General features: G+C 65.3%; 7 protein-coding genes. All 7 read left to right on the forward strand.

Going from position 1 to position 12,436, the window contains the following annotated elements; genetic code table 11:
* The first annotated feature begins 298 nt into the window (after nucleotides 1–298).
* The 7 genes from ACODSK_RS30925 (at nucleotide 299) to qhpG (ending at nucleotide 12,370) form a co-directional block, all read left to right on the forward strand.
* On the forward strand, nucleotides 299–2,176 hold the full coding sequence (locus tag ACODSK_RS30925; protein WP_489021707.1) for a DUF1302 domain-containing protein: 1,878 nt from the start codon (nucleotides 299–301) through the stop codon (nucleotides 2,174–2,176).
* Nucleotides 2,177–2,205: 29 nt separating this feature from the next.
* The gene (locus ACODSK_RS30930; protein WP_489021717.1) at nucleotides 2,206–3,570 is read left to right on the forward strand and encodes a DUF1329 domain-containing protein; all 1,365 of its coding nucleotides are present in this window, start codon (nucleotides 2,206–2,208) and stop codon (nucleotides 3,568–3,570) included.
* Between the two features lie 316 nt (nucleotides 3,571–3,886).
* A complete protein-coding gene (locus ACODSK_RS30935; RefSeq protein ID WP_489021709.1) occupies nucleotides 3,887–6,592 on the forward strand; it encodes a winged helix-turn-helix domain-containing protein in 2,706 nt (901 codons plus the stop codon).
* A 199-nt stretch (nucleotides 6,593–6,791) separates the two neighbouring features.
* Nucleotides 6,792–8,693 (forward strand): sigma-54-dependent Fis family transcriptional regulator, encoded by a 1,902-nt coding sequence (locus ACODSK_RS30940; protein ID WP_489021711.1) that lies wholly within the window; start codon nucleotides 6,792–6,794, stop codon nucleotides 8,691–8,693.
* Nucleotides 8,693–10,408, forward strand: coding sequence for an ABC transporter ATP-binding protein (locus ACODSK_RS30945; protein WP_489021719.1), 1,716 nt, complete (start codon nucleotides 8,693–8,695; stop codon nucleotides 10,406–10,408). Before ACODSK_RS30940 ends, ACODSK_RS30945 begins: the two co-directional genes overlap by 1 nt.
* Complete coding sequence (gene qhpE / locus ACODSK_RS30950; RefSeq protein ID WP_489021713.1) at nucleotides 10,401–11,066, forward strand: subtilisin-like serine protease QhpE; 666 nt, start codon at nucleotides 10,401–10,403, stop codon at nucleotides 11,064–11,066. The genes ACODSK_RS30945 and qhpE overlap by 8 nt, the downstream gene beginning before the upstream one ends.
* Entirely contained in the window at nucleotides 11,063–12,370 is a 1,308-nt protein-coding gene (qhpG, locus tag ACODSK_RS30955) for a flavin-dependent monooxygenase QhpG (RefSeq protein ID WP_489021715.1), read from the forward strand. The genes qhpE and qhpG overlap by 4 nt, the downstream gene beginning before the upstream one ends.
* Nucleotides 12,371–12,436: the final 66 nt, after the last annotated feature.

Genomic DNA, 12,436 nt, shown 5'->3' on the forward strand with positions numbered 1-12,436 from the left:
GGCGCGAGCCGCGATCCAGAGGCCTCCTCGCCTTGTGAAATGAAAAATATCAGCCATCCTTGCCCGGCCGGTCTTCGTGTCGTCCGCTCTGGCCGTGCCACGGACGAGGGTGATGTGCAAATCACACTTTAGAGGGATCAAGCACTACTACCTGCTGGCTATAGTCGGGTCAGGGGATTTTGAGGAATGGGGAAAGCGCACGAGCGCAACCGACACGCCCTGCCAGTCTGGCGACCAATCGGCCTCGTTTCTTTGAAGGACTCACTGCCATAAAAATAAAGTACATGGAGTAGCGTCGATGACATCAGTAAATCTGTTCTGGCGCCGGGCGAAACTGCCCCTGGCCGTCAGCCTCGCTTCTACGCTTGCAAGTCCTGCATTCGCGGTCAGTTTCAACATCGGGGAGATCGAGGGGAGTTTCGACTCGTCGCTGTCGGTCGGGGCCAGCTGGTCCACCGCCAGCCCGAACAAGAACCTGATCGGGGTGAACAACGGCGGCAAGGGCCTGTCGCAGACTTCCGACGATGGTCACCTCAACTTCAAGCGCGGTGAAACCTTCTCGAAGATCTTCAAGGGCATCCACGACCTCGAACTCAAGTACGGCGATACCGGCGTCTTCGTCCGGGGCAAGTACTGGTACGACTTCGAACTGAAGGACGAACACCGCGAGTTCAAGGACATCAGCGACTCCAACCGTAAGGAAGGCGCCAAGTCTTCCGGCGGGCAGATTCTCGACGCATTCGTGTACCACAACTACTCCATCGCTGATCAGCCGGGCTCCGTGCGCTTGGGCAAGCAGGTGGTGAGCTGGGGTGAAAGTACCTTCATCGGTAGCGGCATCAACGCCATCAACCCGATCGACGTATCCGCGTTCCGTCGTCCGGGCGCCGAGGTCAAGGAAGGCCTGATCCCGGTCAACATGTTCTATATCTCCCAGAGCCTGACGGACAACCTGTCGGCCGAGGCGTTCTACCAGTTGGAGTGGGACCAGACCGTGGTGGACAACTGCGGGACGTTCTTCTCGCAGCCGGACATCATCGCCGACGGTTGCACCGATAACCTGCGGGTCCTTTCCAGCAGCCGTTCGCTGCCTGCCCTTCAGGTTGCAGGACTGCGCGCCGCAGGAATCGATATCAATGAAGAGGGCGTCAAGGTGGGCCGCGGTCCGGACCGCGATGCTCGCGACAGTGGGCAGTTCGGTGTTGCCTTGCGCTACATGTTCGAACCGTTGAACACCGAGTTCGGCCTGTACGCGATGAATTATCACAGCCGTGCACCGATTTTCAGCGCTACCGGTGCGTCCCAGGCGGCATACACTGCTGCGGCAGCGTCTGGGGCTGCCGCGCCGATTATCGTTGCAGGCAACTCGAAGTACTTCGTCGAGTACCCTGAGGATATCCGCCTGTACGGGCTGAGTTTCTCCACCACCTTGCCTACAGGTACCGCATGGAGCGGTGAGATCAGTTATCGCCCCAACGCTCCAGTCCAGTTGAACACTACTGACATCCTGTATGCCGGTGTACGCAGGCTTGGTGGGGTGTATGCCAACGCATCACTGCTTAATGGCGCTCCAGGTGAAGACCTGCACGGCTATCGCCGCAAGGAAATCACCCAGTTGCAAACCACGTTCACTCACTTCTTCGACCAGGTCATGGGCGCTAGCCGAATGACAGTGGTAGGTGAGGTCGGCATGACGGTGGTCGGTGGCCTGGAAAGCAGCGACAAGCTCCGCTATGGCCGGGATCCTATCTTCGGACCTGGTCCTCTTCCGGCTACCGGCCCAGCCAATACCTGCTCGGCGATCCTCAACACCGGAACCATCGCTGGTGCTGGGGCTGGGGCATCTACCGATAACCGCAGCCGCTACTGCGAAGACGACGGATATACCACCCGCACCTCCTGGGGTTACCGCGCCCGCGTTATCTGGGACTACCCGGATGTATTCGCCGGCATCAACCTCAAGCCGAGCGTTGCCTGGTCCCACGACGTCGACGGTTACTCGCCAGGCCCAGGCGGCAACTTCGAGGAAGGCCGCAAGGCGGTCAGCCTTGGTCTCGAGGCCGACTACCTCAACACCTATACCGCCAACCTGTCGTACACCAACTTCTTCGACGGCAAGTACACCACCGTGGATGACCGCGACTTCGTCGCCCTCAGCTTCGGCGTGAACTTCTAAGCGCATTATTCAGGAAGAAGCACATGACCATGAAAAGCACCAAGACTTTGCTGAAAGCCGGCGTACTGGGCCTGTCCCTGCTGGCAAGCAGCGTGATGGCCGCGGTTTCCGCCGATGAAGCCGCCAAACTGGGCACCACCCTGACCCCGATGGGCGCGGAAAAGGCCGGTAACGCCGATGGCTCCATCGGCCCGTGGGAACCATTGTCGAAAACCGCCGGTACTGCCGATGCCCGGGGTTTCCTGTCCGACCCTTACGCTGCCGACAAGCCACTGTTCACCATCACCGCGGCGAACGTCGAGCAGTACAAGGACAAGCTGTCCCCTGGCCAGATCGCCATGCTCAAGCGCTACCCGGACACCTTCAAGCTGCCGGTGTACAAGACCCACCGCGGTGCCACCGTACCGGATAGCGTGTTTGCCGCCATCAAGAAGAACGCCACCGCGACCACCCTGGTCGAGGGCGGCAACGGCCTGAACAACTTCCAGGTCGCCGTGCCGTTCCCGATTCCGAAAAGCGGTGTCGAGGTGATCTGGAACCACATCACCCGCTACCGCGGCGGCAGCGTGGCCCGGCTGGTAACCCAGGCCACGCCACAGGCCAATGGCAGTTACAGCCTGGTGTACTTCTCGGATCAGTTCGTCTTCCGTGACCAGATGAAGGACTTCGATCCGGCCAACCCGGGCAACGTGCTCTTCTACTTCAAACAGGAAGTGACCGCGCCGGCGCGTCTGGCTGGTACCGTGCTGCTGGTCCACGAGACCCTCGACCAGGTCAAGGAACCGCGCAAGGCGTGGCTCTACAACGCTGGCCAGCGTCGAGTACGCATGGCGCCGCAAGTGTCCTACGACGGTCCGGGTACCGCCGCCGACGGCCTGCGGACTTCCGACAACCTCGACATGTACAACGGTGCGCCGGACCGCTACGACTGGAAGCTCGAAGGCAAGAAGGAGATGTACATCGCCTCCAACGCCTACAAGCTGGACTCGCCGACCCTGAAGTACGACGACATCATCAAACCGGGCCATATCAACCAGGACCTGGCCCGTTACGAGCTGCGCCGTGTCTGGCACGTGGTCGCCACCCTGAAACCGGGCCAGCGCCACATCTACGCCAAGCGTGACTTCTACATCGACGAGGACACCTGGCAAGCGGCGGTGATCGACCAGTACGACGGTCGTAACCAACTGTGGCGTGTGTCCGAGGCCCATGCCCAGGACTACTACGACAAGCAGGTACCCTGGTACACCCTGGAAGCCATCTACGACCTGCAATCGGGCCGCTACCTGGCACTGGGCATGAAGAACGAGGAGAAAAAATCCTACGACTTCGGCTTCACTGCCTCCAAGGCAGACTTCCAGCCTGCCGCCCTGCGTCAGTCGGGTGTGCGCTAAGGTCTGAGCAATTCCGTGTGATCCCCCAGAACGCCCCGGCTTGCCGGGGCGTTTTGATTTTCAGCGGCTCCCAGCCTGGATCTTGCGGCCGACCCATAACCCTGTGGGAGCCGGCTTGCCGGCGATGAGGCCACCAGAAACACCATCGACTTTTCCGCCTGTGTGCGTCATCCCTTGTCCCCCGTCACTGTTGTCTTTGTTGCTTCTTGTTGTAGTCTTTTTTTCCTTTCCTGCGGCAATCGCCTTCAAATGTGCCGGTTAAACCGCTAGTCTCCGGCAATCCCTGTCGCCGAGATTTTTACCAAACGAGCCGGCCATGACCGATCTGTCCAGCACGCAAGGGTTCCCCGGCCAGACCGTGTCTGCGCTGGAAGGGCGTTTCTACCGGCCGCCGCTGCCCGACGGGCATGTGCCGCGGGTACGCCTGTGCCAGCGCCTGCAGGCCGGACTCGGCGGCCGCCTGTTGCTGGTCAATGCCCCGGCCGGATTCGGCAAAAGCTCCCTGGCCGTGGAGTTCTGCCAAAGCCTGCCCGCGCAATGGCGCAGCCTGTGGCTGGGCCTGAGCAAGCGCGACGCCGATCCCGGGCGCTTCCTCGAACGCCTGCTCGAAGGCCTCCAGCAGCATTGCCCGAGTCTCGGCGCCCAGGCCCTCGGCCTGCTGAAGATGCGCCAGCGCCACCAGCCCTTTGCCTTCGAGGAATGGCTCGACGGCCTGCTCGACGAGCTGGCGGTCCATCTGCAAGGCGGCGCGCCGATCCTGCTGGTTCTCGACGACTACCACCTGGCCCAGGGCCCGGTGCTTGACCGCTGCCTGCAATTCTTCCTCAATCACCTGCCGCCGGGCCTGGTGCTGCTGGTCACCAGCCGCCTGCGTCCCGACTGGCACCTGGCGCGCCTGCGTCTGTCGCGGCAACTGCTGGAGCTGACCGAGCAGGACCTGCGCCTGACCCCCGACGAGTCCTTCGCCGTGCTCGGCCAGCACCCCACGCTGCTGCGTGGCCAGGCGCTGGACAACCTGGTCCAGCGCAGCGACGGCTGGGTTGCCGGGCTGCGCTTCTGGCTGCTGGCGGCCAACGAATCCGGAGCCGACAACCACCTGCCCCAGGCCTTGCACGGTGGCGAAGGCCTGATCCGCGACTACCTGCTGGAAGAAGTCATCGACTGCCTGCCGCCGGACGTGCAGGCCTTCCTCAACGACACCGCCTGCCAGGACCGCTTCTGCGCCGACCTCTGCGACGCTCTGCGCGAAAGCCACGACAGCGGCGAGATCCTGCGCTTCCTGCAGTCGCACCAGGTCTTCCTCGTGCCGCTGGACGAGCACGGCTACTGGTTCCGCTATCACCACCTGTTTTCCGACCTGTTGCGCACCCGCCAGGCCAGCCTGCCGCTGTCGAGCCTGCACCTGCGCGCCTGCCGCTGGTTCCATAGCCAGGGCCTGCTCGACGAAGCGGTGGAGCAGGCCCTGCGCGCCGGGCACCTGGACGTCGCCGCCAACCTGGTGCAGAACCTGTCGGAAGAACAACTGCTGGCCGAGCAGAACGTCGGCATGCTGTTGCGCTGGAAGATGGACCTGCCCGACAGCCTGCTGATCAGCACCCCGCGCCTGATCGTGCTGTACAGCTGGGCCCTGGGCCTGGCTTGCCAACTGGACGCCGCCGAGGAGCTGGCCAGCCATCTCAGCCGCTTCCTCCCGGCGCCTTCTGCCACTGCGCAGAAATCCATGCTTGCCCAATGGCTGGCGCTGAGCGGGATCATCGCCCGCGGCCGTGGCGATCGCGAACGGACCCGTTCCTATTGCGAGCAGGCCCTGCAAAGCCTGCCGCACAAACGCTACGGCCAGCGCCTGATGTGCTTGTCGACCCTGTCCAACCTGGCCATTGCCGATGCCGATTTCTGGCGTGCCCGGGGCTGGAACCGCGAGGCCCTGGAGCTGGCGCAGCGGGTCGGCAATCCGTTGTTCGAGGCCTTGACCCATTACGACCGCGCGCGGGTCCTGCATGCCCGCGGCGAAGCCCTGCGCGCCATGGACGAAGTGCGCCAGGGCCTGCACCGCCTGCGCGGCCTGTCGTCGCAACGGCTGTATGCGGTACGCGCGCGACTGATGCTCTACGAGGGTTACCTGCTGGTCGGCCGCCTGCAATCGGAAGCCGGCCGCAGCCGCCTGCGTGCCGGGCTGATCGAAGCCCGGGCCTGCCGCGATATCAGCGTGCTGATCGGCCATTGCGCCCTGGCCACACTGGACGGTCGCGAAGGGCGCTTCGCCGAAGCGTTCGCCGAACTCGCCGAAGCCGAGCGGCTGATGCATATCTGGGACGTGCCGCCGATCTTCTACCTGGCGATGATCACCCTGGTGAAATGCGAGCTGTGGCTGGCCCAGGGCCGTAACGACCTGGCCGAGTCCTGGCTGCTGCGCCTGAGCCAGACCTACGGCGGCCAGCAGGCTGCAGCGGCCCCCGAGTTCCATCCGTTGCTGCCGTTGCATATCGAATTGCAGCAGGCCTTGCTGGAGCAGGCCCAGGGCCGGATCACCCAGGCCGGGCAGCGCTTGCAGGCGCTGGTCAATCGCGGGCAGGCCAGTGGCGGGCAATTGCTCTGCGTGACCGCCCTTTGCCAGCAGGTCGGCTTGCTGTTGGCCCAGGGCGAGCAGGGGGACGCCCGCGAACGTCTGCTCCAGGCGCTCGAAGCGGCGCGGGGCGGGGTGTTGCAACCCTTCCAGCGGCTGTTGGCCGAGCACCCCGACTGGTTGCGCGAGCAACTCCAGGCCCAGCCGGCGAGCCCGGTGCAGACCAGTTTGCTGGGGCTGTTGCCGACCCAGGAAATCGCCAGCGCGGACACCCTCAGCGCCCGTGAGCATTCGGTGCTCAAGCTGATTGCCCAGGGCTGCTCCAACCAGGAAATCAGCGAGCAACTGTTCATCTCGCTGCACACCGTCAAGACCCACGCCAGCCATATCAACAGCAAGCTCGGGGTCGAACGCCGCACCCAGGCGGTGGCCCGGGCCAAGTCGCTGGGGCTTTTGTAACAGGCTTATACTCCGCTTTCTGTGCAACCCCATCGCTGGCAATGCCAGCTCCCACAGGTTCAGCGTTGCACGCGATCCCTGTGGGAGCCGGCATTGCCGGCGATGAGGCCCTCAGCAACACCCAGAATCCCAAGGAAGTGTTACCCACCTGATCTGGCGCAGGTCTTGCTTGTATCGAATACCCGAACCGGAGCCGCCGATGAGCACAATAAAAACCGCCCCGACCTCGAACCCACGCCTTGCCCGGGAACGCCTGTCCATCGAGGGCCAGTTGCCCGACGGTTTCCTGCGTGCCGAAATCGATGCTTCCTGGCGCCGCAGCCTGGGCCATGGGGTCACCGGTAACGCCGGCCAGGAAATCGCCCTGACCTCCGCCGCCAGTCTCGAATTGCTGCTGGCCAACAACCGCCCGCTACTGGACGCCGCCACCGCCGAGCTGGACTACCTCGGCGCCCGCCAGGGCCAGGACAGCCTGGTGATCCTGGCCAATGCCGATGCCACCATCCTCGCCATCCAGGGCCAGTCCACCGTGCTCAAGCAGCGTGGGCTCGGCGATATCACCCCTGGCACCTGCTGGAGCGAAGAGGCCCGCGGCACCAACGCCCTGGGTACGGCGCTGGTGGAAGCGCGCACGGTGCAGATCGACTGCGGCGAACACTTTCTCGAACGCCTGAGCGACTTCTCCTGCACCTCGGTGCCGATCCACTGCCCACAGGGCGAACTGCTCGGCGTCCTCGACCTGACCCGCCAGGGCCCCCTCGGCCGCCTGCCCGATCGCACCGCGCTGCTGGCGCTGGCGGTGATGCAGATCGAAAGCCGGCTGTTCAGGAACAGCTTCCCCGAACAGATCGTCCTGGCCTTCCACAGCCGCCGGCAGTACCTCGACTCCTGCTGGCAGGGCCTGCTCGCGGTCAGCCTCGACGGGCGCATCCTCGCCGCCAGCAACCAGGCCTGCCAGTTGCTGCGCAGCGAGCGTGCCAGCCTGGTCGGGCAACGCTGCGACAGCCTGCTCGGCCTGCGTGTCGAGCAATGGCTGGCGCGTCTGCAACAAGGCCAGGTGGACAGCGTCGAGACCGCCAAGGGCGCCTTCCACTACAAGACCCTGCATCTGCCGCAGCGCCCCCTGGCGCTGTCGCTGCCGGCGCCCGTCAGTCGCAGCGTTCCGGCCCCGACCACGCCTTCGCTGGACACCCTCGGCGCCGCCAACGCCCGTTTCGCCCGGGCCCTGCGCATGGCCCGCCAGGGCCTGGCCAACGACCTGCCGGTGGTGTTGCTGGGCGAGACCGGCAGCGGCAAGGAAGTGGTCGCCCGGGCCCTGCACCAGGAAAGCAGCCGTGCCGGCAAGCCCTTCGTCGCGGTGAACTGCGCGGCGATCCCCGAGGGCCTGATCGAGTCGGAACTGTTCGGCTACCGCGAGGGCGCCTTCACCGGCTCGCGTCGCGGCGGCATGGTCGGGCGCTTGCAGCAGGCCCATGGCGGCACGTTGTTCCTCGACGAGGTCGGCGATATGCCGCTGGCCTTGCAGGCGCGGCTGCTGCGCGTATTGCAGGAGCGCAAGGTGGCGCCGCTGGGCGCGGCCCAGGAACAGGACCTGGATATCGCCCTGATCTGCGCCACTCACCGCGACCTCAAGCGCCAGGTCCAGGACCAGCACTTCCGCGAAGACCTCTACTACCGGATCAACGGCATCAGCGTGCAACTGCCGGCGCTGCGCGAGCGCGACGACCTGCCGGCCTTGATCGACAGTCTGCTGGTGCGCCTTGGCGGCCAGGGCGTGCGCCTCTCGGACGAACTGGCGCAACTGTTCAACGGCTACCACTGGCCCGGCAATATCCGCCAACTGGAAATGAGCCTGCGCCTGCTGCTGGCGATGCGCGAGGACGGCGAACAGCTCCTCGGCCTCGATCACCTGCCGGACAACCTGCTCGACGAACTGCGCAGCGGCGAAGTACCGGCCCGCCGGGAAAGCCTGCGCGACAACCAGCTGGAACTGATCCGCCAGGCCCTCGACCGCCATCACGGCAACGCTACCGCCGCCGCCACTGCACTGGGCATCAGCCGCGCCACGCTGTACCGCAAGCTCAAGCAGATGCAGTCGTGATCCAGCGCCTGCTCAGCCGCCTGATCGAGCATCAGGACCGGCCCGCGTTGCATGACGCCCTGCACTGGCTGTACGGATTCATCCGCCCCCATCGGTTGGCCATTCTCGGCCTGCTCGGCCTGTCCATGTGCGCCACCGCGCTGGTGCTGGTGCAGCCCTGGCTGACCAAGCTGCTGATCGACGACGGCCTGCTGGCCAAGGACTTCACCACCCTGGTGCTGATCGCCGGGCTGATGATCCTGGCCGGAATCCTCGGCACCCTGCTGTCCGGGCTCAACCGCTACCTGCATACCCGCCTGTCCGGGCGCATCCTGTTCGCCCTGCGCGACGAGCTCTATCGCCATCTGCAACGCCTCTCGCCGAGCTTCTACGGGCAGCGCCGCCTGGGTGACCTGATGTCGCGGCTGGACGGCGATGTTGCCGAGATCCAGCGCTTTGCCGTGGATTCGCTGTTCTCCGCGGTGTCCAGCGTGATCGGCCTGGTCTGCGCCCTCGGCATGCTCCTGGTGCTGTCGTGGAAGCTGTCGTTGCTGGCCCTGCTGCTGATCCCGCTGGACGTGCTCTGGCTGCGCTGGATGCGGCGCAAAGTCGAGCGCGAGGTGCGGCAGTTGCGCGAGCGTTCGGCGGATGTTTCATCGTTCCTGGTGGAGACCCTGCCGGCGATGAAATTCATCCAGTCCGCAGGTCAGCAGCAGCGCGAGGCGCAGCGTCTCGACGGGCTCGGGCAGGGTTACATGAGCCAGTTGCTGCGCTTGCAGGTCACCGAGTTCTTCACCCAGGCGGTGCCCGGCACCCTGACCTCGCTGTCCCGCGCCTGCGCCTTCCTGGTCGGTGGTTACTGGGTGGTGCAGGGCACCTGGCAACTGGGCGCGCTGATCGCCTTTTCCACCTACCTGGGCATGGCGGTCGGGCCGGTGCAGAGCCTGCTCGGCCTGTACGTGGCGATGCAGCGCATGAGCGTCAGCCTAGGCCGGGTCATGGAGCTGCGCGGCGTGGCGCCGGAGGTGGACAGCCCTGCCGAGGCCCGGCCGATGCCGGCGCGGGGCGATCTGCAATTGCGCGCAGTGTGCTTCGCCCACTCGGGGCGTGCGCCGTTGTTGCAGGGGGTGGATATCGATATTCCCCATGGCCGCAAGGTCGCCTTGAGCGGCATTTCCGGGGCGGGCAAATCGACCCTGATCGACCTGCTGCAACGCTTCCACGATCCCCATTCCGGCGCGATCCTGCTCGGCGGCACGGACCTGCGCGAACTCGATCTGCACGAACTGCGTCGCCGGGTGGCGGTGGTCAGCCAGGACATCGTGCTGTTCCGCGGCAGCCTGGCCGACAACCTCGCCTACAGCGTCCCTGACGCCAGCCGCGAAGCGATTGCCGAGGTCGCCCGGCTGGCGCGACTGGACACCTTGATCGCCAGTTTGCCGGAGGGGCTGGACAGCCCGCTGGGCGAGCGCGGCCAGCAACTTTCCGGCGGACAGAAACAACGTATCGCCATTGCTCGCGCATTGCTCCAGAATCCGCTGCTGCTGGTGCTGGATGAAGCCACCTCACAAGTCGATGAAGACACGGAGCGCGAAGTGATTGCTGCAATAGACCAACTGTTTTCCGACCGGACACGGATTCTGGTCAGCCATCGTCCCTCGACCCTGGCCAATGCCGATCTGCACCTGATTCTCGAAGACGGCCAATTGCGCCTGCGGGAGGCCGGGCATGTCTGAGGTGCGCATCGGCGTGGTGGACAGCGGCGCGCCGCTGGAGCGAGTTGCCGAATCGCGACGCTTCCAGCTGGCGGCGGTCGGCGTCAGCGAACAGCCCCTGCGTGAAGATGCCCTCGGCCATGGCAGCGCGGTGGTCGACCTGATCGCCGCCGGGGCCGGTGATATGCCGATCCATGTCGCCCAGGTGTTCGACGAGCGCGGCATCACCACGGCCCTGCAAGTGGCCGCCGGGATCGAATGGCTGGTGATGCGCGGCGTGCGCCTGATCAACCTCAGCCTCGGCCTGCGCGAAGACCGCCCGGCGCTGCGTGAAGCCTGCGCAGCGGCGCAGAATGCCGGGGTATTGATCTGCGCCTCGACTCCCGCCCAGGGCGCACCGGTTTATCCCGCCGCCTATCCGGGGGTGCTGCGCATCACCGGCGATGCCCGTTGCCAGCGCGACGAATGGAGCTGGCTGGACAGCCCCCAAGCGGATTTCGGCGCCTGCGTGCGGGCCAAGGAAAGTCCGCTGTCCGGTGCCAGTTTCGGCTGTGCGGCGCTGACCGGGCAGATCGCCGCCTTCCTGCGTGACCAGCCCCATGCCACCAATGCCCTGGTCATGGCCTGGCTGCTGCACAACGCTCATTACCGTGGTCGTGAATATCGAGGACGTGCTTGAAATCCATCGTCGTACTAGGTGCCGGCCCGGCGGGCGCGGCGGTTGCCCTTGGTCTTAAGCGGCTTGGCTACAGCGTCAGCGTGGTCAGCGAATGGCGGCGTTTCGCCGCGCTCGAAGGTGTCTCGCAGCGGGTGCTCGAAGCGCTGCGCGGCGCCGGCCTGAACCGGGCGCTGGCAGTGGCGGGCGAGCCGTCGCGGCGCCATTCGCGGTGGAACAGCGAGGCGCAGAGTCGCAATGTCGAATTCCTTCTTGATCGTCCGCGTTTCGACCAGGGACTGCGGGACGACCTGCATAACGCCGGCATTCCGCTGATCGAAGCGCGCGTACTCGGTGTGCACCAGCAAGACGGGCGCAGCCTGATCGAACTGGACGGAGCGCCCTCGCTGAGCGCCGATTTCCATGTCGAAGCCCGCGGTCGTCAGGCGCCGCAGCATGATAAATCCCTTGGCCGTGCTGCCCGTGGGCCGGAGACCCTGAGCCTGCTCAACCGCTGGCAAGGCCCACCCGGCAAAAGCGCCAGTGCGGTGGAAAGCCAGCCCGACGGCTGGATGTGGATGGCCCGCCAGGCCGATGGCCGCTGCTACTGGCAATGGACCCTGGACGTGGCCGCCACGCCGCTGCCGGACAAGGCCGCATTGCTCGACTTCTGCCGTGAGCGGCGCTGGGAGTCGGTGTTGGCCCGGGCGTTTTTCGACAACGACCAGGAACAGGATCTCGAACTGCATGCCCGCAGCAGCACGGCGATCCTTACGCCAGTGTGTGGCGGGGATAACTGGCTACGGGTCGGCGATGCCGCCATGGCCGTGGACCCGCTGTCGGGCAATGGCATCTTCCAGTCGCTGTCCTCGGCGTTGCAGGCGCCGGCGGTGATCAACACCTTGCTCACCCATCCCGAACGTCGCGACCTGGCGCTGCGTTTTCACCAGCAGCGGGTCGAGCATCTGTTCTGGCGTTTTGCCCGGCTGGGGCGGGATTTCTATCTGGAGGAACGGCGCTGGGCCGAAGAGCCGTTCTGGCAGGCGCGGCGGCACTGGCCGGATGCCGAGCCGGTGCATGCCGAGGCGCGTTTTTCCGACTTGCGAATAGATCGGATGCCAGTGCTGCGCGACGGCCTGGTCGACCTCGCGCCGGTGGTGATCAGCCCCGATCAGCCGCTGGGCATCTGGCACCTGAACGGGGTGGAGCTGGCGCCATTGGTGAGCCGGCTGCAAAGCGAGCCAGCGGACCAGGTACTGGCATCGCTGAGCCCCGAACAGCAGCGCTACATCCGCAGCTGGCTGCTGAGCCAGGGCTACCGCCCATAGAACGACACTGTCCCCTGTGGGAGCTGGCTTGCCAGCGATTGCAGTAGTGTACTCACTGAAGCAATC

This window comes from Pseudomonas sp. FG98, assembly GCF_057808595.1.

Excerpts from the sequence above, each read along its gene's own strand:
- ACODSK_RS30925 (WP_489021707.1), top strand. The coding sequence starts at position 299 with ATGACATCAGTAAATCTGTTCTGGCGCCGGGCGAAACTGCCCCTGGCC.
- ACODSK_RS30940 (WP_489021711.1), top strand. The coding sequence starts at position 6,792 with ATGAGCACAATAAAAACCGCCCCGACCTCGAACCCACGCCTTGCCCGG.
- qhpE (WP_489021713.1), top strand. The coding sequence starts at position 10,401 with ATGTCTGAGGTGCGCATCGGCGTGGTGGACAGCGGCGCGCCGCTGGAG.
- ACODSK_RS30935 (WP_489021709.1), top strand. The coding sequence starts at position 3,887 with ATGACCGATCTGTCCAGCACGCAAGGGTTCCCCGGCCAGACCGTGTCT.
- ACODSK_RS30930 (WP_489021717.1), top strand. The coding sequence starts at position 2,206 with ATGAAAAGCACCAAGACTTTGCTGAAAGCCGGCGTACTGGGCCTGTCC.